We start from the raw sequence: 20,739 nt of genomic DNA on the forward strand, positions 1-20,739 counted from the left end.
TCCTCTTATCTCAGGCCGTAGAACTGCAGCAGGAACTGTTGGACGAGGTTCTCGCCCTTCTTGACGGTGTCCGCCTCCGTCGTGGCGGCGATCCCCACGCCGCCGGTCTTGGCGAGTGCCCAGGCTTCGCCGAGCTGCAGTTCGCGGAACCTCAGCTCGTTGCGATCGGCCGCCGTGCTCTCCAGGTTGGTGAGCAGGCCCGCCTCCTCCTGCTTGAGACCGCGCGCCGCGGCTGCGGCGCCCCTCATCGACATCGGGAACTGCCCCCGGTCACCCCGGCGGTTGCCCTCGTACTGGGCGAACGCCTGGTTCCGGTCCAGCCCGCCGGCCTGCGGTCCGCGCGCCAGCAGATCGGTCGTCATGGCCGCGTAGCCGAGGTTCGCGGGGCTCCGGACGGATTCCCGGACGAACATCAGCCAGTGAGCGTTGCGCACCAGGGCCTGCTGCTCCGGCGTGAAGGAGGGGGGCAGGTGGCTGTTCGTGCTGTAGGCCCTCAGCGCCATGGCGAAGTTCATGTCGGTCAGCCCGACGCGGGACAGGTCGGCCGCGATCTCCGGGTACTTGCCGACCCCCTTGGTGACCGCGTTGCTGCCGGCGCCCCGGTTCTGCTCCCTGACCGCTCCCCCCTCCGGGCCGACCGTGTAGTGCTCCATCTTCCCCCAACCGACCTTGTAGGGCGGGACGATGAGAGGACCGCCCTGCGCGGTCGAGACGTCGAGGTCCGTGCCGCGGTTCCGCAGGTAGTGGACGACGCCGGGTATGTCCTGTGCCCCCTGTGTCCGCAGCGCTTGGTTCACGGCATCGGCACCGGCCTGGTGCTTGAGAATCCGCATGTGCGTCGCGACCTCGATGACGTCGGCCCGGTCCAACAGGCCCTCCGCCTGCTTGCGGATGATCCCGCGGATCTCCTCGGCCGTCAGCTCGAAGCCGCCTGCGGCCCTGGCCGTCGGGTTGAGCTGGGCATCGATGGTGAAGGCCGGACTGCCGACCTCCGCCAGCCCGGTGAGCCGGTACCAGGCCCGCATCCCGGCCAGGAGGGGCCGGAGCACCACCTGCCGGACCCCGCGTGCCAGCAGGCGCTCGATCCGCGGCCGGATGCGGGCCACGATCAGTTCGAGGCGTTGCTTCTTCGCGTCCGGGGAGTTCTCGTGCTTGCGGCGGTCCGCGCGCTGCTGCTGGCGCTTCTGGTGCCAGGCGCGCAGGCGGTCGCGCTGTTTGCGGTAGGCGTCGCGGATCTTGTGGGCGCCGTTGGTGAGGGCGCGGCCGAGCTTGCTGTCGAGGAGCTTGCGGCCGAGGGTGCGGGCGGCGACCCGGACGCGGTTGAGGGCGGCCTTGACGGTCTGGCGGGAGGAGTTGAGCGCGCGGCCGACCGCCGAGACGGGGCGGCGGGGTGCGGAGGACTTCGGGCGGGTGACCTCGCGGCGCGGGCGTCCGGGGGTGGCCGAGGGGTGGCGCTCGGCCTGCCGGACGGTGTGCCGGGCGGGGCCGGTACGGGCCGGGCGGGCGCGGCCGGGGAAGGGCGGCTTGCGCAGTGACCGGGTGGCCCGGCGCAGGCTCGCGCGGGCCTTGTTGACGGCGGTTCCGGCGGCCTTGCGGGCACCGCGACCAGCCTTGGCCAGGCCCTTGAGGATCTTCTGGGCGATCCCCTTGAGCTTGGTGCCGACGGCTTTGCCCGCGCCCTTGAGCTTGCTGAGCAGGAAGTTGGAGATGAAGTCGAGCAGCGCGACCACGCCCGCCGCGACCGCGTCGGCGAACAGGCAGGCGGCCGAGCCGGATTTGACCGCCTTCAGGAAGGTGACGAACTTCCCGATCGCGGCGACGATCTTGCTGATGGTGTTCCACGCCGCCACCAGGCCCTGGATGATCGCCATGATCGCGCCCGCCGCCGGCACGATCAGTGACACCAGCTTCTCGACGACGATCGAGACGATCATGCCGGGCAGCGAGGCGACGATCGCCTGCCAGGCCATCCGTCCGATCTGGGCCATCGAGATGCAGCCCTTGACCAGCACGTTGACGATCGTGGAGGTCAGGCCGACCACCGACTCGACCTTCTCGTTGAACCAGGTCCGCACCGCGCTCTTGATCGCACCCCACAGGTAGTGCTGGATGCCGTCGATCGCGGCGGTGCCGAGCTTCTTGAGCCAGCCGCCCGGGTCGGAGGCGATGTCGCCGATCAGGACCGCGAACTCGCCGAAGATCGCGATCGCCTTCTGCACGAAGTCGATCGCGTCCATGACGGCCTTGCGGACCGCCTCGATGGCGGCCTTGAGCCCGGCCTCCAGCGCGTTCAGCAGGGCGTTCAGTCCGGCCGCGAGCAGGTCGAGCAGCTTGTTCACGGCGTTCTTGAGCCTGTCCGCCCACTCGTTGACCTTGGCGACGGCCTTGTCGCGCCACTCCTCGATCTTCTTGCGGAACCTGTCCCGCAGTTCGGGGAAGGCCGCCAGCAGGACATCGCAGATCTTGATCAGCGCGTCCGCGAGCTTGTCGATCAGGTCGACGGCGAACTTCCGTGCCTGGTCGATCGCCCAGTCCGCGAACTTGCGGAAGCCGTCGATGATGTCGTTGACCAGGCCGCGGAAGTAGTCGAAGACCTTGGTGACCGCCTCGACCAGCGCGTCGAAGGCCGCCTTGACCTTGGACTTGACCCAGCCCCACCAGCCCTCGGACTCCTCCTTCTTGCGGTCCTTCTCCTTCTGCGCCTTCTCCTCGGCCTCCTTCCGCTTGTCCTGGATCTTCTGGTTGTCCTGCTGCTGACGGTCCTGGACGTCCTTGTCGGCCTCGGTGCGCTTCTTGCCGATCCGGCCGCTCTTGTCCTGGTGCTCCGCGTCGGAGTCCTGGTCCGCGGTGGTGACCTTCCGGTCCTGCTCGGTGCGCCACTGCTCGCGCTCGGCCTTGACCTTCTCGGTGGCCTCACCCCGTTCGCCGGCCTGGGCCTGGGCGTTGTCGGCCACCGCCTGGTCGACCTCGGCCTGGTTCTGCCGGCGCGCATCGGCCTCGCCCTGCTTCTGCTCGGCCTGTTCGGAGCCCAGCCGGCTCTGGCCCTGGCCGACCGCGGCCTGGATCTGCGGGCCGCGCTCCTGCTGGGTCACGATGCCGATGCCCGGCTGGGTGTCGACCGCGCCGCCGGCCCTGGCGCCCCCGCCCTTGCCCCCGCCGCCCGGTACGGAGGCGGTGAGGGTCTCCTTCGGCACGTCCGGGTAGATCCGGTCCTCGCCCATCGGCTTGGCGGCGTCCTCCCGGCCGACGCCGAGGATCTTTGTGGAACTGTCCTTGAGCTTCGCCGCCTGCTGGTCGGTGCGCGCCGGGTCGCTCTCCCCGGTCAGTTCGACCCTCGGCGCGGGGCCGACGGTGGTGTTCAACGCCGGGTCGGTCGTGGGCACGTCGCCGACCGCGCCCTGCACCTGCTGCACTTCCTGCGGCGAGACCTGGTTGCTCGCGTCGTCGGCGACGTGGGGCGCGGCGACCCGGTCGCCGGGGTTCCGGCCCCCGACCTTCTTCTGCTCGGCCTTCTGCTGCTCGCCGTCCGCGGCCTGCGGGCCGACCCGCTCCAGCCGCTCCGTCACCGCCTCGGCGGGCGGCGCGGCTTCGGGCGGGCCGGACTGGGTCTGCGGGGCGCCGGACGGGCGCTGGACGGCCGGTGGGGCGGCCTGCAGCCGGGCGTGCTGCTCGCCGACCGTACGGTCCACCGAACCGTCCACGCCGTCCAGGGTGGCGGCCATCCGGTCGGGCGGCAGGCTCGCGGCGGTGGCGAGCGCGCTCTGCGGGTCCTGGGCGGAGACGTCGGGCGGGGGCGGCTGCTCCTCCCGCTTGGGCGGGGCGCCCCCGGCTGCGCCGCCCGCCGCGCAGCCGCCACCGGCGCCTCCGCCGTTGCCACCGGCACCGTCCGGCTCCGCCTCGGTGGTGGGCTGCTGCGGGCCCGCGCAGGCACCGCCGCCGGACTCCAGTGAGGCGTCCGGGGCGGGCTGGGTGGCGAGTCCGGCGGGCGCGTCGGCCTGCTCGGCCGCCGGGCCGGGGGCGGCGCCGGCGTCGCGGCCGGTGTCGGGAGTGGCGCCGGGGCCGTCCGGGCCGTCGCCGCCGAGCGGACCTGCCGTGGTGGGGGCGGCAGCGGTGAGCTCCGGGCCAGGGCCCTGCGGCTCGGGTGTGGCCGCGGGCTCGGCCTCGCGTGCCTCCTCGGCGGGGGCTTCCGGCTGCTGCGGCTCCGCAGGGGCGGGCGCGGCGGCGGCCGGTGCCGCGGGTGCGGTCGGGTTCGTGGTCGGGTCGGGGCCGATCTCCTGCTCGACCGGCTGCTCCGGCTGGAGGTCACGGGCGCTCCGGTCCTCGGCCTCGGCGGCGGGGCCCGGCTCGGGGGCAGCCACGGGCTGTGCCGGTTCGGGCTGGGCCGGGTCGGGCCGGGCCTGCTCGGGAGCCGTGGGCTCCGTCTCGTCCTCGGGCCGGCTCTCCCGCTCGGCCTGCACCTGGTCGGCCTTGGTCGCGGGCGGCGCCGGGAACTCCGGCGCCTCGGCATACACGGGGGGCGCGCCGTCCGCGGCCACCTGGACCTGATCGGTGGTCGGTACACCGGACACGTCGAGGTCGGCCGAGGGCAGGAAGTCCCCCGGGTTGAGCTCCGGCCCGGGGGCGGCCGACTGCGACTGCCGGTCCTCGCCCGCGGCGGGCGAGTCGTGGACCTCCGCGTCCGCGCCGGGCTCCATGCCCAACGGCCGTTCCTCGTCCCGGGTTTCGCGCTGCTGCTGGTCGCCCTCCAGCAGCCCGTGCCGGGCGAGCGGGCTGTCCTCGGCCCGCGCGATCGCGTCCAGGCGCTCGGGTTTGACGGGTGCCGGCTGCGGCAGCGGCGCGGCGGCGGGCTCCTGCGGCTTCGTGCCGGCCGAGGGCTGGGCGGCGGCGTCCGTCGGTCCGGCTTCGGGCGAGCCGGGTACGGAGACGGCAGTCGGCTGGGCGCCCTCCTCCGTCGTGGCGGCCTGCTCCGGCCCCGCGTCGGCGGTCGTCCCGGGCGCCTCCTCGACGGCGGGAGGCTGTGCGTCGGCGGCGGGCCGGGCCTGACCGGCCTCCGGCTGCGGAGCCGGCTGCGCGCCCGGTGGAGTCTGCGCGGCCTCGCCCTCCGCGGGCTGGGCCTGCTGCTCGTCCTGCTGCTCCGGGCGCTCCTGGTCGTCCTTGCCGCCGTGCCCCTTGCGGCGCTTGCGCCGGCCCTTCGGGTCGTCCGACTGCCGAGCCTCCTCGTCGAGTCGATGCTTCCGGTCCTGCGCGTCGAGGTCCTGCTTGTCGAGGTCCTGCTTGTCGCGGTCCTGCTCGTCCGTCTGCTCGCGCTCGTCGGTGGCTCGGTCGGAAGCAGTCACCGGATCGGTGACCGGCTCGGGCGTCTGCGCGCCGTCCACGTCGGCCGGGCGGTGCTCGGCGGCCTCGACCAGCTCCAGCACCCGAGTGTAGTCCGACGAAGGCAGCCGGTCCGCCAGTCGGGCGAGTACGGAGGCCTGCAACTCCGGTGCGAAGCGGGCGAGTTGCAGGCGGACCCGGCCGGAGGAGTCGGTCGGGTCCCCGCGCAGCGAGCGCAGGATGCCGGCTGCCAGCCGGTCGACCAGGGTGGCCGGGTCGAGCCGCTCGGTGCGGAACCGGTCGGCGTCGACGGTCGCGTAGCGGAGCCAGCCCGGCGTGGCACCCGGCGTCGCCGCCGCCGGCCGGTCCTCGCGCGCGCCGTGCTCCGCCTCCCGTTCGATTGCGTCCTGCGGCAGGCTGACCGCGCCCAGATCGCGGCCGGCCCGCAGCGCGCCGAGCGGGTTCGGGGCCTGGACGGTGTGCAGCAGCTCGTGGGTGAGCAGCCGCCTGCCGTCCTCGCCGGCCGGGCGGTACTTGCCCTCGCCGAAGAAGAGGTCCGGACCGACGGCGACGGCGTCCGCGCCGATCAGTTCGGTCAGCGCGGCGGAGTCCCGGTCGGTGTGCACCCGGACCCGGCTGAGGTCGTGCCCGAGCCGGGCCTCCAGCTCCCGCCGCAGGCCCGGGTCCAGCGGCTGGCCCGCGCCGGAGACGATCTCCTTCGGCTCGGGCGTACGGGCCTTCGGCGCCCGCGTCTTGCGCCGGCCCTCGCCCTGCTTGGCGTTCGGCCCGGAGTCCCGGGCGGGAGCGTTGAGTCGACTCATGTCCGCCCCCGCTCCGGCGCCCGGCCACCGCCGGACAGCCCGGTGTGCACGGCGCGGGCGAGTGCCTCGCCGAGCCGCTGCGCCGAGGCGCCCGCGGGCAGTGGCGGCAGTCCGGAGAGCAGGTCCAGCGCACGGTCGCCGTCGACCGCGATCGGCACCCCGCGCGCCTCGACCAGGCGGGCCAGCTCGCCCCGGAACGCCGCCGTCAGCCGGTCGTGGTCGATCCGCGCGAAGCCGTCGAGGACCAGCTCGCCGATCTCGACCTCGATCCGCCCGGCACCGCCCGTTCCCGCACTGCCCCGCCCGGCCCCTGGCCCCTCGGTCAGATCCATCCGGAGACCTCCGAAGGCGACAGCGAGCGCTCCAGCTTGAGGTACTCGGTGCGCGCGGCGGCCAGCAGGTGCCGCATCTGCATCGGGCAGTCCTCGTCGGCGGCCAGGAAGGCGGCGGACAGCGCGATGTTGCGGATGGAGCCGCCCGCCACGGTGAGCTGGGCGAGCCGCTCCGGATCGACACCCCGGCTGGGGGTCTGCGCGGGGATGACCCGCCGCCAGATCTCGGCGCGCTCCGGCACTCCGGGGAACGGGAAGTCGGCCACGAACCTGATCCGCCGCATGAACGCGGGGTCCAGCGCCTTCTTCATGTTGGTGGTGAGCACGGCCAGGCCCCGATAGGACTCCATCCGCATCAGCAGGTAGCTGACCTCCAGGTTGGCGTAACGGTCGTGGCTGTCCTTGATCTCGCTGCGCTTGCCGAACAGCGCGTCGGCCTCGTCGAACAGCAGCAGCGCGCCACCGCGCTCGGCCGCGTCGAAGACCCGCCGGAGGTTCTTCTCGGTCTCGCCGATGTACTTGCTGACGACCTGGGAGAGGTCGATGACGAACAGGTCCACGCCGAGCTGCCCGGCCACGACTTCGGCTGCCAGCGTCTTCCCGGTGCCCGACCCGCCGGCGAACAGCGCGGTCACGCCGAGGCCGCGGCGCAGCACCGACTCGAAGCCCCACTCCTGGTAGACGGTGCCGCGCCGGCGGACGTGGGCGACGATCTCGCGCAGCGTCGCGCGCTGGCGCTCCTCCAGGACCAGGTCGTCCCAGCCGGCGCGCGGCTCGACCCGCCGGCCCAGCTCGTCCAGGGAGATCCGGGCTTCCACGAGTCCGGCGTGCCAGGCCAGTCGGCTGACGTCCGTGCCCTCCCCGCCGGCCGCACCCTCCCCGCCGTCCCCGCCGTTGCCGGTGGACTCGGCGGCCCGCCGGGCGGTCGCCGCGGCCGAGCGGATCACATGGCCGGGCAGCGAGAACTGCGCGGCCAGCGCGCGGAGTCCGCCCTCGGTGACCCCCGGCGCACCCTCCAGCGCCTCGGCCCAGATCCCCAGCTGCTCCTCGGGGCCGAGCGGGGGCACGGTCAGCCTGGTACGGTCCGAGGCCCCGGCGGGCGGGGGCTCGTCGCCGGACACGACCAGCGGCACCGCGAGGCTGGCGAGGAAGGCCTCCGCGCCGTTCGGGGCCTGCGGACGCTCCCGGCCCGGTTCCCCGCTCTCCACCAGCAGCGCGGCCGGGATCAGGATCGCCTCGCGCTGCCACAGCCGGGCGAGTTGCTCGCGCTCGGCGGGCTCGGTGGGCAGGTCCTCGCGGTGCGCGGCGTAGAGGCCGAGTCCGGCGCGGTGGGCCGCCTCCGCCGCGATCTCCCAGCGGGTGCGGCGGTCGGCGCCGGTCAGCTCGGTGTGCGGCGGGCCGGACAGCGCGGCCGAGGTCCACCCCCGCGCCAGCTCGGCGGCGCACCGCTCGTGTGGGCCGGGTAGCTCGCCGGGCGGTCCTACCCGGGTGAGCAGGCCGTGCAGCCGCACGTCCAGGTACGGCACGCCGACCAGGAAGTGCAGCACCCGCTCGTCGATCCGCAGCCGGGAGGCGGTGAGCGCCGTCTCATCGTCCAGTTCGACCAGCCGGAAGCGGCGCAGCGGGCCCACCGGGGTGAGCGCGCTCCAGTGCGGCTGGTCCAGGGCGGCGAGGGCGAGGGAGAAGGTCGGGTACGCGCGCCCCGGGTCGCCGCCCGCCGCGGCGCACCGGGCGGCGGCCGTGGGGTCGATCGCGGGGGCGGCGGCCAGCACGAGGACGTCGCGCTCGAACGGGGTGAGCCCGAAGGAAGCGGTGACTGCGTCCAGGGCTGTGGCGGGCTGGCGGCGCCCGCCCCGGCGGGTGCCGGGGGCCGAGGGGACGGCGGGCTCTGCCGTACGGCCGGCCGCGTGCGCGTCGACCCGTTCGAGCACGGCGGCGACCGCGGCGGACATCGACTCCCGGTGCGAGTCGTCCGCCGAGCCGTCGCGGCCCTGTCTCCGGCGCGTGCTCATCTCCAACCCCCCTGTCCTGCGGTCAGTGCGTCAGGTCCACGACCGGGCCGGTGAAGGCCCCGTCGCCGGACACCGTCAACTCGCTCGGCACGCCGTCCACCTGGATCCGGGCCAGGTACGCCGTCGGGCGGACGCCGACGACCGGCACCCGGACCTCGAACGGGTCGGTGCGCGGCAGTGGCGGCGCGGGTGCGCGGAACTGGTGGCTCGCCCCGGGCCGCCCGGCGGGCGGGCGCAACTCGTCCAGTAGCAGCAGGACTTGCTGGTCGTCCCGGAGCGGCAGGTCCAGCCGGACATCCAGCCGGGCCGAGACCCCGGCCGGTACGTCGCTGCGGTCCGCGGTGCCGATCGGCGCGACGATCCGCGGCTGCCGGGCGAAGGTCTGCACGTTGGACTCCACGGCGAGGTGCTCGGCGGCCGGTCGGCCGTCCAGTGCCAGCCCGTGCAGCACCTGCACGCGGAACACACCGGGCGGCAGGTCCTCCGGTACGGCGACCACCAGACGGTCGTCCCGGACACCGCCCGGGTCGACCGGCACCCGGCGCTCGCCGAGCCGGGCCACCACCAGGTCCGCGCGCAGGCCGGAGCCGTCCACCACCAGCTCCCGGTCCTTGGTCACCGGCCCTTCCGCGGGGGCGCCCTGGGACCCGGCGGGCCGGGAGAGCACCCGCTCGACGACCGGTCCGCGGGAGGGCACGGCCCGAACGGAACGGCGCAGCACCGGCTTGCCGGCCACCGGATCGGCCTTGCCCTCCACGAAGACGGCGGTGGCCTGGTAGGCGACGGACAGCGCGTACGGCGTCTGGAACAGCGTCATCCACAGCTTGGACATCTCGTCCACGTCCATCGGCGTGGGCGTGAAGCGCACCCGCTGCGGCGAGGCGGCCAGGTCCGTCCCCACCAGGTACGGCTGGGTGGCCGCCTCCTCGACCAACTGCCGGGACAGCAGCGGCTGTTCGGTCAGCGCCCGGACCACGCAGCCGAGCAGCCGCTGGCCGACCAGCTGGGTCTCCTCGCCGTAGCAGCTGATCAGGTAGTGCAGGTCCAGGGCGGCGGCCGGCCGGGTCAGCACGGTGCCGTCGGTCGCGCGGGTGGGCGCGTCGCGGTTGCGCAGCGAGGCGTTGGGCGTGACCTGGTAGAGGAAGACGGTGATGGTCGGGTCGGTGGGCGGCTCGGTCGGCGGCTTGCGGGCGCTGACCTCGACCGCGAACGGGATGTCGGGCGAGAGCGCTCGGGTGATGAGCAGCCGCAGTGCCTCGCTCACGGTGGCGATCGCGAGGTGGTTACTCATGGGCCCACCACCTGACTCGATCGGTCATCAGCGCTCCCGGTTGAGGTACGTGTCCAGGTTCAGGGCGGGCGAGGGGCGGGCGGCCGCGGGCTTGCGCGGTCCGGCCGGGGTGGGCTGGGCGGCCTTGACCTCGACCCGCCCGATCCGGACCCGTACCACCCGCTCGACCGGCCGCTGCTGGCGGCGGGTCCCGGTCCCGTGCGCCTGGCCCGGGGCAGCCGCCACGGCGGCCCGCCGTACGGACGCCGGCGCGGTGGCCGGTCGGACCGGTGCGGGCGGTGCCGCGGTCGGCAGCTCGGGGGCAGCCGCCCGGTGCGGTGCGGTGACGGGCGTCGGTACGGCTGCCGGGCGGGCGGTCTCCCCCCGCACCGTCGGCTCGACGGCCGGTGCGGCAACGGGCGTGACCGGCGGCGCGATCAGCAGCGGCGTGCGCGGCAGCGGAAGGACGGGTGCGACAGCCGGCCGGTCCTCGCCGACCACCGCCCGCAGCGCCCTCTCGACGGGCGTCGCGGGCGGTGCCGGCGGCCGGAGGAGTGGTATGGGAGCGGGTAGCCCGACCGAGCGGCCCGGCCCGAACGACTCCCCGTCCACGGCCGGCAGCGCCGGAGCGAGCGCGTCGAGTCGTTCGAACGGCCCCGGCAGGCGCGGGCGCACCCGTACCCCGGCCCGGAACCCGTCCGGGCCGCCCTTCGTCACCAGGCGGTCGAAGTGGTCAGGCATCTGCACACAGCTCCAGGTAGTAGCGGCGCCGCAGCGGGCTGAGCGCCAGGATCTCCGCCTCGCTCCAGCCGTAGGCGGTGGCCAGGAGGTGGACGTCGAGCAGGGTCGACCGGGCCCAGTCGTCCAGCTCCTCCCAGAGGTAGGAGGCGATGTCCAGTTCGGCGAGGGCCTGTTCGCCGCACTCGGGGCAGCTGAGGTTCAGCCGGACGTCCGCGCAGGGGTCGGCTGCGGCGGCGGCCTCGGCCACGCGCCGCTGGACCGGTTCGGGGAGCTGCCGGGCGGGGACCGGCTCCCCGCCGTGCTCGGCGGTCAGCACGCAACGCTCCAGCACGACGGCCCTGGCCTGGCCTGCGGGGGCCTGTTCGGCGGCGGCCAGGTCGCCGGGGGTGGGCAGCCGGAAGCCGACCTGCCAGCCGTCCAGCTCCACCCGCAGCGGGCCGTCCGCCGGCCGCGCGGCACCGACCAGCTGCCCGGCGTCGAAGGCGAACTCCATCTCCTCCGCGCAACTCGGGCAGCCGACCCGCATGTTGAGCCGTTCGCCGAACAACTCGGCGCGCAGGACGAACAGTTCGGCGTCCCGTCGGCCGAGCGGCAAGGCCAGCAGCTCCTCCGTCCCGGCGCCCGGACGGGCGACGGTGTGCAGCAGCAGGGCCCGCCCGGTGCGGCCGGCCGCCAGCCCGGCCTCCCAGGCGGCCAACAGGGCGGCCTCCCCGGCGAGTTCCATCGGTCGGCCGCTCAGGCCGGCTGCTGGAACGACGGCTCTTCCGGCTCGGGCGTCTCCTCGTCCCGCTCCCAGCCCTCCACCTCCAGCTTGAGGCTCTGGATCGCCACCGCGTTGGCGTTGGAGTCCAGTTCGCCGAGCACCTGGTACTCACTCGGCCAGGCGCGGTACAGCTTGTGGGCGACCGCCACCTGACCGGACTCGTTGAGCACCTGGATCACCAGGTCCTTGCGGAAGTCCCGCAACGAGACCTCCGCCCCGCGGCCCGCGCCGACCATCCAGACCTTGTTGGCCCAGCGGTCGAACTCCGGGTCGTGGGTGACCCCGCGCTCCAGGGTGACCGCCTCGAAGTCGGTGCGCCCCGGCGACTTGCGCGGCGCGCTCGGATCGCCCCCGCTGCGGTGCTTCACCACCTCGGTGGTGCGCTTGAGCGGGCTGATCTTGCTGACTCCGGCGACGACCCGGCCGTCCCAGACGACCAGGAACTTGAAGTTCTTGTACGGATCGAACCGGTGCGGATTGACGGTGAACTCGACCATGGAGATCCTAAACCTCGAATTGTCCGGCGAGCTGCTCGATCTTGACGATCACGAATTCCGCGGGCTTGAGGGGCGCGAACCCGACCACGACGTTCACCACACCGCGATTGATGTCGTCCTGCGTGGTGGTGTCCTTGTCGCACTTGACGAAATAGGCCGAGCGCGCCGACGTGCCCTGGAACGCGCCCTGCTGGAACAGCGAGTGCAGGAACGCGCCCACGTTCAGCCGGATCTGCGCCCACAGCCGCTCGTCGTTGGGCTCGAACACGACCCATTTGGTACCGCGGTAGAGGCTCTCCTCCAGCATCAGCGCCAGCCGCCGCACCGGGACGTACTTCCACTGCGAGCTGAGCGCGTCGGCGCCCGCCATGGTCCGCGCGCCCCACGCCACCGGGCCCACCACCGGGAACGTCCGCAGGCAGTTCACCGCGAGCGGGTTCAGCAGGCCGTTCTCCCGGTCCGTCAGCGGGACGGTCAGCGCGCGCACCCCGGGCAGCCCGGCCTCGGTGCCGGCGGGGGCCTTCCACACCCCCCGCTGGCCGTCGGTGCGCGCCATCACGCCGGCGATGGTGCCCGACGGCGGGAAGCTGCGCAGCCGGCCGGTGAGCGGGTCGACCAGCTCCAGGTGCGGGAAGTACAGCGCGGCGTGGTCGTTGCGCACCGAGTCGAAGGCGGACAGGCCCGCCCGGGCGGCGTCCAGTGTCGTCCACGCCTGCGGCGAGTCGACGATCAGGAACATCCGCTGCTCCGCGCAGAGTGCCTGGGCGGCCGAGACGACCGTGACGGCGTCGTCCACGCTGGCGTAGCCGGCCAGTTCCGGCAGCACCAGCAGGTTGACGTCCGGCACGTCGCGCAGGGCCTGGATGCCGGTCTTGCCGGCCTCGCTGCCGATCAGGTCCGTCATGCCGGGGGCTCCGCCGTCCTGGCCGCCGGCGAGGGCGAGGACCGGCGGGTTGACCGAGCCCTCCAGCCCGAGGTTGTTGGCGGCCTCACCGAGGAAGCGCACCACGTCGGCCGGGTCGGTGGAGCCGGCGACGACCTGGAGCTGCCGCCCGAACACGCTCACCCGGGTGCCCGCGAAGGCCCGCTTGCCCGGGGCGTCGGGCAGGGCCCGCAGCTTGCGCTCCAGCAGCAGGGCGAGTTCGGGGACGGTGGTGGGCGCGGTGCCGTCCGCGGCGGGGTCGTAGATCTTGACGGTCCGCGAGACGTCGGCGATCTTCACCTGGATCTCGTGGGTGAGGTCCGGCAGGGCGGCCGCGAAGGGCTTGGAGACGGTGCCCACCGGGTCCGGTCGGCTCTCCGCCAGCACCTTGACCCGGACGACACCCGAGCCGCTGTTCACCACCGTCTCGGCGAACCGGGGGCTGGCGGCCCGGACCGACAGGTCCGCGAAGGACTCCCGGACGGCGCCGGAGGTGTCGAAGACCTGGAGGTTGAAGGTCTCGTCCGGGGTCGGCGTCCGGTAGTCCACGGCGACCCGCAGCCCCCCGCCCCAGAGCCCCGGCTCGACGGCCGTGACCTCCAGGGCCGGGGTGGCGGTGGAGGTCTGCGTCGAGTTGAGCGTGACGCCCGCGGCGGCGCCGGTGCCGGCCGCCGCGACCCGGACCACGATCCCGACCGAGCCCCCGTTGAGGAAGAACTGCTGGACGGCGTAGCTGACCGGGCTCTGACTCGCGAGTCCGCCGAAGCGGCGTTCGAAGTCCGCGAAACTGGTGATGGTGACCGGCTGGTTGAGCGGGCCGCGCCGGGTGGCCCCGACGAAGGCGGTCACCGAGGTGCTCACCGCGGTGATGGTACGGACGCCGCTGGGAAGCTCTTCGATGTAGACGCCCGGGTAGGTCGGTGTCGTCGGCAATTCCCCCTCCATTCACTTCGTGCATCAAGAGGCCGGTAAATGGGGTCCGGATGCATTGGTGGCAGGGTCAGTTTCGGGTTCAGGTGACAATTCGTCAAGACCTGAACGGGAAATGCTTGTTGTATTACTGGGCCTTTTCGGGGGTTGCGGAATTGGGTATTCCGCAACCCCCCTGTGCCGGTGCCCGTCAGCCGCCTTCGGGCAGGTTCCGGTAGTCGGGTCGGGCCGGCGTGGGGTCCGGCGGCGTCGCTGCGGGTGCGGGTGCGGGTGCGGGTGCGGGTGCCGGCGCGGGCTCCGGAGACGGCTCCGGCGCGGGCGTAGGCGTGGGTGCAGGTGTGGCCAGCGCGGGCGTGGGTGCGGCGGGCGTAGGTGCAGGTGCGGCCGGCGTGGGCGTGGGCGCGGGCGTGGGCGCGGGGGCCGGCGGCTGGTAGGACGGCGGCCGTGCGGCCCCCAGGAACCAGCCCCAGCTCGCGCCGAACCGGTGCTCCAGGAACCGGAACGCGGCGTAGTAGACCGTGCCGAAGCCGGTGACCAGGGCGGAGGTGACGGAGGCGTTGTCCAGGTGGATGCCGAGCCGTGCGGCCTGCACCAGGAGGAACGCGACGATGTAGGGCACGCACGTGCGCCACAGGGACAGGGCGAGTTGGTACATCTGTCCTCCTCGGCCGACGTCAGCCGACGACGGTGAAGCCGTGCGCCTGGCCGAGCCGGGTCAGCGAGTTGATGCCGGGTATGCCGTCCGCCTGCTGCCCGCTGTACCCGTACCGGCGCTGCAGCGCGGAGTAGGCGGCGATGGTCTGGGTGCCGAACGAGCCGTCGGCCCACTTCCGGTCGAGCAGCTCCTCGGTGACGAGGGCCCGCTCCACCGTGTACACGTCGTCGGCGTGCGTGGTGGCGCCCTGGGGCGCGTCCGGGTCCTGGCGGGCCGCCGCGACCACCCGCGACTTCGACACCTCGGCCAGCAGGATCGGCCCGCCGAGCAGCCGGCGCAGCGAGGACTCGCCGGGCACGCCGTCCGCGTCCCCGCCGGAGTAGCCCAGACTGCGCTGGTAGTCGGCGTAGTTGAGGGTGTCGGCGTCGGTCCAGTCCGGTCCCGGGCCCTGGCCGTAGTGCGAGCCGAAGCCCGCCGCCACCAGCGCCTCGCCGACGACGGTGACCTGCGGACCGTGCGCGCCGTAGCCGTACGACAGGCCGCCGACGTCCTTCCGGTACCGGGCCGGGGTCGGGTCCGGTACCGGGTCCGGCTGGGGCGCGGGCTGTTGCGGCGGGGTGACCACCGTGCCGGAGGGGCGCGGCGCACCCGACGTCACCCAGGCGTACAGCGCCGGGCCGGGGCAGTCGGTGGAGTAGCCGTCCTGGTGCCCCTTGATCTCCGGGCCCGCCGGGCCCTGCTGCTCGCAGTACTCGATCGCGTCCCGCAGCCCGTTGAGCTGTTCCGGGGTGGGCACGGTCGAGCCGGAGGAGCCGACCAGCCCGCACACCGCGTAGTGCGCCTCGTTGAGCGGGACGTCGCCGTTGGCGCTGTTGCGCCGGTTCAGCCCGCGGCCCTCGAACACGTGGCCGTGCTCGCAGACCACGAAGCTGTAGCCGATGTCCGACCAGCCGTCGTCGTCCATGTGCGAGGCCTGGAGGCGCCGCACGTAGGCCGGGCAGGTGTCGTGGCTGTCGAAGGTGTACGCCGTGCCGAGGTAGTGCACCTTCACTCCGGCGCGCGGACCGGCGTACGGGATCGAACCATTGGGCTCGCGCCAGGGTCGCGCGCCCCACTGGTCCCGGTCCACCAGCCGCAGCCCCGGCCAGCCGGGCGACTGCGGCTCCGGGGTCGGCGCGGGTGGCTCGGGGTCCGGGGCCCGGCCGGCGCCGGCCCACGCCCGCAGTTCGTCCAGCGAGCCGTTGAACACGTCCGCGTCGAGCGGGTCGTCGCTGTACTGGTGGAAGCGCCAGGACGCCTGGATGCGCGGCGAACCCGCGGACACGTAGTCCGCTATCCACAGGAAGTCACCGGCGTTGTCGTCCGTCCGGAACCAGTAGTCCCGGTTGGTGTAGAGCCCGACCAGGCGGTCCGGGTAACGCTGCTTGACCGCCGCCAGCCACCGGTTCTTCGCCTCGGTCGCGTCGCCGTCGCCGACCGACTGTCCGTACGGCTCGAAGTCCAGCACCAGCAGCTCGCCCGCGGGCACCTGCCCCACGACCCGGCAGAAGTGCTCCACCTCACCCTCGACCGGGTTCTCCGCGTGCAGGAAGTGGTAGTGCCCGACCACCAGCCCGCGCCCCCGGGCGTCCGCGAGCTTGTCGGCGTACCCCGACTGGCCGGTGTGGCCGCCTTCGGTGGCCTTGATGAAGACGAACTCCGCGTCCCCCGGAATGCCCGACTGGAAGTCGGAGACGTCATAACCCTTCGCGTATGCCATCAGGATGCTCCCCCTTTGCGCCGATGGCAGCCACGGCCGACCGGCCCCAGCCCCCGGGGCCCCCGGCGCCGGCCAGGGCGCCATGTTCACTCCACAGTACAACTGACTTAACGTCAACTCCCGTGATTTGAAGGTGTTCTGTTGGTTCTGCGTGCCTCCTGCGGCGGCCTGTGCCGTAGGCCTGTGCCACTGGCACATCCACCGGACGACACGCCGCGGCGAGGGTGTTCGGGGTCCTGTCCGGTGGCCAGGGGGCCATGGTCCGGCCCGCCGGGGCGGCGCCCCGGCCTCGACCGCTGCGGCCCCACCGTCATCTGTGACGTCCGCACCCCGTGGCTGGACGACCCGGCCGGTCCCGACCGGGGTTCGTCGTCGGTCAGGCGTCGAGCGCGCCCAGGGTGTCCCAGAACAGGTGCTCGTAGGACTGGAGCAGCAGCCCGTACTCGCGCGCGGCGGCCAGGGTCGGCTCGTCCAGCGGGTCCGGTCCGAGCGCGTCGGCGGCCTGCTGCTCCAGCTCGGTCGCGGGCTGGGCGAAGAAGTCGAAGAACGCGCGGGCCTCGTCGGAGAAGCCGTAGTGGCGGCGCAGCGACTGCCCGATGGTGGCGCAGTAGCCTCCCCAGAGCGCGTAGTCAGGCGCCTACCTCTGGATGCGGGCGCGCTCCGTTTGAAGGAGCGCGCCGCGGAGAGACCGTACGAGTGGCGAGCGTCGTCGCTCACAGACTGGCCGACCTGGTCGTAGCGGACTACCGCTACGACCAGCTGGCCGCTGCCTCCCACGCTGTCGACGCGACCGCGTACCCGTCGTTGCCACTGCTTCGCTGGAAGAACGGGAAGGCCGCGCGGCCCAGGTGCGGGCAGTCGCAGGTCGCCGCGGGCTTCAGGACGTCCTGGACCGGCGTCCGGGCCGGGGGTTTGACGGCCGCCTGGCGGCGGTGCCGCCTGTGGGTCAGGCCCCCAGGAAGCAGACCGCGTAGACGTAGAGCGTCTGGTTTCCGGTGCCGGTGTTCCTGGCGATCGCTGACCACCCGCCGTCGCCGCTCCCCGGGGTCACGGGAAATTCCACGACACTGGAAGCCTTGATGTCCCAGGAGGAGTCGGGCTCCGTGGAAAAGCCACCGCCCGTGACCACCGTCCCCGCCGGGCACCTCACGGCTGCCTCGACGAGTTCTCCAGGCCCGCCGGTGGCATTCGAGTTCACGACCTGGCGGCCGGTCAGGCCGTCGTTGCCGGACGGCGTGGTGCCCGTGGCGGAAGCGGACTGACTGCAGCCGACGTTCTGGGTGCCGGTCGAGGTGTTGCCCTGGCCCACCTGTCCCGAGGGGAAGCACGCGAGGGTGATGGAAGGCGTGTTGAGCAGGCCGAGGCCGAGCAGTCCTCCGTCGCCCTGGGCGTGGGCGGGGGTACCGCCCAGGAGAGCGGCTACGGCGACGGCGGCGCACAGGGCGCTGAAGCGTTGTCGGCAGCTCAAGGTGGCCACGGCGAGGCGGCGCTGACGCTGGTCTCCGCCATACTCGATCAAATCGTCCGCAAGTATGCCGAGCGCCTCGAGAGTAACTATGCAAGCTCGATACCGCCGAACAAGGGGAGGCGCGGTCCTGGACTGGTCCTGCTGTCGACATGGCAGGCCGCGAAGCCCACGCCCAAGACCTTCCGCAGCTGGCAGTTCATCGAGTGGCTGATCATCGCGGGCATGCAGTACGTGTTCGCCCCGAGCGACGAGGCTCCCAGCCACTACAACCGTTACAGGGTCGCTCACCTGTTGGACGGGGGGGCTCTGAATGAGTCGTACGTCGTGCCAGCCCTGCTTGTGGCCCAGGGCATCCTCCGGCACTGGGAGGATGTGCTGTCCGTGGAGGAGAGCGAAGACGAGGAAACCGATCTGGCCGACTCGTAGCCGGATCCACAGATGGTCCCGTGGGCCCGCCCGGGTCTCCTGCTTCCGCGCGCCCTTGACGGGCTGTCAGTGGAGGGGAACGGTGAAGGCGCAAGGATCCGCAACGGGCTTGGCAGGAGGAGCGGTCATGGCACTACGGTTCAGGGGCATCGATCCGGACACGCCCAACGGTGGTTCTCCGACCGTGTGGTTGGAGGACGAGAAGGCGGAGATCGTCATTCAGGGCTGGCTGCCCGAGATGGAGATGTACCGCGTGATCAGCGAGACCGAGTGGGTGGAGGGCCACGCCACCGGCGTCCCGGACCACGAGGGCGTCGTCCGGATCCCGGTCCGGATGATCCCGTTCCTGCGAAAGGTGTGCGATGAAGCCGAGCGTGCCGGACTTTGGCGCCCTGCTGAGGAGTGCTGAGCGTTCCGCGTGCCACCTGGAGATGCGCGACTCCTACATGGACGACCCGGTGTTCGCCGACTGGCGCGCCGGCCTGCCGGTCGAGCGGCCCGAGGCGTACGACCTGCCCGAGGAGTACACGCAGTGGGCGGCCTTGGTGCGGGAGACGGTCGGCCGCGGGGTGGTGATGCGCCGGGCCCGGATCGTCTCGGAGCCGGTGACCGCCTACATCCGGTGGGAGCACGCGATCACCGAGCGGCACAACGTCGCGCTGGGCGAGCAGGTCCGTTGGCTGCCCCGGTCGAAGGCCTCGGACCTTGCGCTGCCGGGTAACGACCTGTGGCTGGTGGACGAGCGCCTGGTGCTGTTCCACTGGTTCACCGGTGACGGCGAGTGGGCCGGCCACGAGGTCACCGAGGACCCCGCGGTGGTGAAGATGGTGACGGGCGCCTTCGAAGCGGTGTGGGAACGGGCCGTCCCGCACGCCCGGTACACCGTCTGACCGACACCGTCCATCACCACCCCGCCGGGCAGCCAGCACCATGTCGTCGTCCCTGTCGTCCAGCGTCATCGAGGCCCGCAAGGCGCTCGCCGGCCGCCTGGTCGGCCTGCGCAAGGACGCAGGCCTGACCGGCGCCGAGCTGTCGGCCCGCTGCGGGTGGCACCCGGCGAAGACCTCCCGGATCCAGAGCGGCAAGTCCGCCCCCTCCGAGGACGACCTGCGCGCCTGGTGCACCGCCTGCGCCGTCGGCGACCAGGCCCCGGACCTGATCGCCGCCGCCCGCGCGGTCGACTCGATGTACACCGAGTGGCGCCGCATGGAGCGCACCGGGCTGCGCGCCGCCCAGGAGTCCGTCGCCGCCCTCTACCGCCGCACCCACCACTTCCGCGTCTACGCCAGCCGCGTCATGCCCGGCATGGTGCAGACCCCCGAGTACACCACCGCCGTCCTGCGCTCGATCCAGCGCGCCCGCGTCGAGGTCGACGACGTCACCGACGCCGTGGAGGCCCGGCTGGAACGCCAGCGGATGCTGTTCTCCGGCCGGCACCGCTTCGGCCTGCTCATCGAGGAGTGGGTGCTGCGCGCGGCGGTGTGCGACCCGGAGACGATGGCGGGCCAGCTCGGGCACCTGCTCGCGGCCTCGGCCAGCCCGTTCGTCAGCGTCGGCATCATCCCCACAGGACCCGGGCGGCCGCACCTGCCGGTCGAGGACTTTTACATGTTCGACGAGGCCGAGGTGGCGGTCGAGCTGACCTCCGGCTATCTGCGGATCACCCAGCCTCGCGAGATCGCCGACTACGCGCGTACCTTCAACGGCCTGGCGTCCACCGCGGTCCGCGGGGCGCGAGCCCGTCAGCTGATCACCGCCGCCATCACCGCTCTCGGGTGAAGAGGCGCAAGATGGCACAACCTGATTGAGGGCCAGCCCCGTTACTTCTTACCGTCGTTGATGCCGCCCGGCGCGGGGAACCGACCGAACCCCGTCGGCACCGTGGACGCTCCGGGCGGCGCCCAATCCCCCCGCACGCGCTGGAGTACCGCCATGCCCGCGAGCAGACCGCATCTGAGACACCCCGGCGGCGACCTGGTGGTGACGGTCGACGGCAGGACGGTGGTCCACATCGCCAACCACAGCGTCGCCTACCGCCGAGCCTGGCTGTTCCGCGAGCTGCGCAGCCGGGCCGCGCGGTGAACAGCGCCGACTTCGTCCCTCCGGAGAAGCGCCGGCGGGGCCTGACCATCCGCACCTACCGCCTCGGCCCTGACGGTACCCGGTCCCACGACACCGGCCAGGTCACCCTCGACCCCGACGACGTGAGCCCCGACGCCCACCATCCGTCAGCCACCTGGCCGATCTGCGAGTGCCACATCCATGGAGGAGACCGTGCTCACTCAGGTTGACGGCCTCCTCGGCCAGCGCGGCATGAGCTCGCCCATCGAGTGGTCGACGCCCGGCGCGGCGCGCGGCCGAGCTCGTGGCCTGCCTGCCGTAGGACGGCGGGCAGGGTGACCAAGTCGATCAGCCCGGTCACCTCCGGGCGCACGCTCTCCACGTCGAGCAGCACCACCTCGCCTTCCGGGCGCCGGCGCAGGTTCTCGGGCTTGAGGTCGAGGTGGGCCCAGCCGCACCAGGTCGGGGCTGTAGGCGTCCGCGTGCGCGGCCAGCACCACCAGCGGCGTCGACAAGTGGGGTCTGGGGGGACCGGTACCGCGGCGACGCGGACAAGCTGACCGGAGGGGACGAGGTGCCCGGTGACCGCCGCCGTGGAGACCCTGCCGCGCCCCGAGGCTGCCGACCACGCGCGAGCGCTGCTGCCCTACGAACCGCAGTCCGCTGGCGCGGCCCGCCGCCTGCTGCGCGCCACCCTTCCGGGTGGGGGCTGGACGACTTGGTCGAGCCCGGCGAACTCATCGTCAGCGAGCTGGTCGACAATGCCGCG

Annotated in this window: 16 protein-coding genes; 5 read left to right on the forward strand and 11 right to left on the reverse strand. The window is 73.2% G+C overall.

What is annotated here, in order from left to right; translation table 11 throughout:
- Positions 1-5: 5 nt before the first annotated feature.
- From ACZ52R_RS39645 to ACZ52R_RS39695, 11 genes are all read right to left on the reverse strand, one after another.
- Positions 6-6,134, reverse strand: coding sequence for an eCIS core domain-containing protein (locus tag ACZ52R_RS39645; protein WP_465755223.1), 6,129 nt, complete (start codon positions 6,132-6,134; stop codon positions 6-8).
- Positions 6,131-6,466, reverse strand: coding sequence for a hypothetical protein (locus tag ACZ52R_RS39650; RefSeq protein WP_465626050.1), 336 nt, complete (start codon positions 6,464-6,466; stop codon positions 6,131-6,133). Before ACZ52R_RS39650 ends, ACZ52R_RS39645 begins: the two co-directional genes overlap by 4 nt.
- Complete coding sequence (locus tag ACZ52R_RS39655) at positions 6,457-8,478, reverse strand: ATP-binding protein (RefSeq protein WP_465755224.1); 2,022 nt, start codon at positions 8,476-8,478, stop codon at positions 6,457-6,459. Before ACZ52R_RS39655 ends, ACZ52R_RS39650 begins: the two co-directional genes overlap by 10 nt.
- Before the next feature lie 22 nt (positions 8,479-8,500).
- A complete protein-coding gene (locus tag ACZ52R_RS39660; RefSeq protein ID WP_465626046.1) occupies positions 8,501-9,769 on the reverse strand; it encodes a Pvc16 family protein in 1,269 nt (422 codons plus the stop codon).
- A 27-nt stretch (positions 9,770-9,796) separates the two neighbouring features.
- Positions 9,797-10,489, reverse strand: a complete 693-nt coding sequence (locus tag ACZ52R_RS39665) for a hypothetical protein (RefSeq protein WP_465626044.1) — start codon at positions 10,487-10,489, stop codon at positions 9,797-9,799.
- Positions 10,482-11,213, reverse strand: a complete 732-nt coding sequence (locus ACZ52R_RS39670) for a T4 family baseplate hub assembly chaperone (RefSeq protein WP_465626042.1) — start codon at positions 11,211-11,213, stop codon at positions 10,482-10,484. Before ACZ52R_RS39670 ends, ACZ52R_RS39665 begins: the two co-directional genes overlap by 8 nt.
- A gap of 11 nt (positions 11,214-11,224) precedes the next feature.
- Positions 11,225-11,749: a phage tail protein gene (locus ACZ52R_RS39675; protein WP_465626040.1), complete on the reverse strand. Its 525-nt coding sequence runs from the start codon at positions 11,747-11,749 to the stop codon at positions 11,225-11,227.
- Positions 11,750-11,756: 7 nt separating this feature from the next.
- Positions 11,757-13,604 (reverse strand): phage tail sheath C-terminal domain-containing protein, encoded by a 1,848-nt coding sequence (locus ACZ52R_RS39680; RefSeq protein ID WP_465665148.1) that lies wholly within the window; start codon positions 13,602-13,604, stop codon positions 11,757-11,759.
- 187 nt (positions 13,605-13,791) lie between these two features.
- Entirely contained in the window at positions 13,792-14,256 is a 465-nt protein-coding gene (locus tag ACZ52R_RS39685) for a hypothetical protein (protein WP_465755225.1), read from the reverse strand.
- Between the two features lie 19 nt (positions 14,257-14,275).
- Positions 14,276-16,015 (reverse strand): peptidoglycan-binding protein, encoded by a 1,740-nt coding sequence (locus ACZ52R_RS39690; RefSeq protein WP_465626034.1) that lies wholly within the window; start codon positions 16,013-16,015, stop codon positions 14,276-14,278.
- A gap of 946 nt (positions 16,016-16,961) precedes the next feature.
- Entirely contained in the window at positions 16,962-17,483 is a 522-nt protein-coding gene (locus ACZ52R_RS39695; RefSeq protein WP_465665150.1) for a hypothetical protein, read from the reverse strand.
- On the opposite strand from ACZ52R_RS39695, the gene ACZ52R_RS39700 reads away from it, so the two are divergent.
- The 5 genes from ACZ52R_RS39700 (at position 17,469) to ACZ52R_RS39720 (ending at position 19,991) form a co-directional block, all read left to right on the forward strand.
- On the forward strand, positions 17,469-17,909 hold the full coding sequence (locus ACZ52R_RS39700) for a hypothetical protein (protein ID WP_465755226.1): 441 nt from the start codon (positions 17,469-17,471) through the stop codon (positions 17,907-17,909). The genes ACZ52R_RS39695 and ACZ52R_RS39700 overlap by 15 nt on opposite strands.
- A gap of 127 nt (positions 17,910-18,036) precedes the next feature.
- Positions 18,037-18,318 carry a hypothetical protein gene (locus tag ACZ52R_RS39705; RefSeq protein ID WP_465626028.1) on the forward strand — a complete coding sequence of 94 codons (282 nt, stop codon included), beginning with the start codon at positions 18,037-18,039 and terminating at the stop codon, positions 18,316-18,318.
- The gene (locus ACZ52R_RS39710; RefSeq protein WP_465626027.1) at positions 18,272-18,799 is read left to right on the forward strand and encodes a DUF6879 family protein; all 528 of its coding nucleotides are present in this window, start codon (positions 18,272-18,274) and stop codon (positions 18,797-18,799) included. Before ACZ52R_RS39705 ends, ACZ52R_RS39710 begins: the two co-directional genes overlap by 47 nt.
- A gap of 40 nt (positions 18,800-18,839) precedes the next feature.
- The gene (locus ACZ52R_RS39715; RefSeq protein WP_465755227.1) at positions 18,840-19,688 is read left to right on the forward strand and encodes a helix-turn-helix domain-containing protein; all 849 of its coding nucleotides are present in this window, start codon (positions 18,840-18,842) and stop codon (positions 19,686-19,688) included.
- A gap of 153 nt (positions 19,689-19,841) precedes the next feature.
- Positions 19,842-19,991 (forward strand): hypothetical protein, encoded by a 150-nt coding sequence (locus ACZ52R_RS39720; RefSeq protein WP_465626024.1) that lies wholly within the window; start codon positions 19,842-19,844, stop codon positions 19,989-19,991.
- Positions 19,992-20,739 lie beyond the last annotated feature (748 nt).

It is taken from the genome of Kitasatospora sp. NPDC034023 (genome assembly GCF_055575795.1).

What these genes read in the sequence shown, in the direction of transcription:
- ACZ52R_RS39645 (WP_465755223.1), bottom strand. Translation starts at nt 6,134, where the DNA reads ATGAGTCGACTCAACGCTCCCGCCCGGGACTCCGGGCCGAACGCCAAG.
- ACZ52R_RS39650 (WP_465626050.1), bottom strand. Translation starts at nt 6,466, where the DNA reads ATGGATCTGACCGAGGGGCCAGGGGCCGGGCGGGGCAGTGCGGGAACG.
- ACZ52R_RS39655 (WP_465755224.1), bottom strand. Translation starts at nt 8,478, where the DNA reads ATGAGCACGCGCCGGAGACAGGGCCGCGACGGCTCGGCGGACGACTCG.
- ACZ52R_RS39660 (WP_465626046.1), bottom strand. Translation starts at nt 9,769, where the DNA reads ATGAGTAACCACCTCGCGATCGCCACCGTGAGCGAGGCACTGCGGCTG.
- ACZ52R_RS39665 (WP_465626044.1), bottom strand. Translation starts at nt 10,489, where the DNA reads ATGCCTGACCACTTCGACCGCCTGGTGACGAAGGGCGGCCCGGACGGG.
- ACZ52R_RS39670 (WP_465626042.1), bottom strand. Translation starts at nt 11,213, where the DNA reads ATGGAACTCGCCGGGGAGGCCGCCCTGTTGGCCGCCTGGGAGGCCGGG.
- ACZ52R_RS39675 (WP_465626040.1), bottom strand. Translation starts at nt 11,749, where the DNA reads ATGGTCGAGTTCACCGTCAATCCGCACCGGTTCGATCCGTACAAGAAC.
- ACZ52R_RS39685 (WP_465755225.1), bottom strand. Translation starts at nt 14,256, where the DNA reads ATGTACCAACTCGCCCTGTCCCTGTGGCGCACGTGCGTGCCCTACATC.
- ACZ52R_RS39690 (WP_465626034.1), bottom strand. Translation starts at nt 16,015, where the DNA reads ATGGCATACGCGAAGGGTTATGACGTCTCCGACTTCCAGTCGGGCATT.
- ACZ52R_RS39705 (WP_465626028.1), top strand. Translation starts at nt 18,037, where the DNA reads ATGGCACTACGGTTCAGGGGCATCGATCCGGACACGCCCAACGGTGGT.
- ACZ52R_RS39710 (WP_465626027.1), top strand. Translation starts at nt 18,272, where the DNA reads ATGAAGCCGAGCGTGCCGGACTTTGGCGCCCTGCTGAGGAGTGCTGAG.
- ACZ52R_RS39715 (WP_465755227.1), top strand. Translation starts at nt 18,840, where the DNA reads ATGTCGTCGTCCCTGTCGTCCAGCGTCATCGAGGCCCGCAAGGCGCTC.
- ACZ52R_RS39720 (WP_465626024.1), top strand. Translation starts at nt 19,842, where the DNA reads ATGCCCGCGAGCAGACCGCATCTGAGACACCCCGGCGGCGACCTGGTG.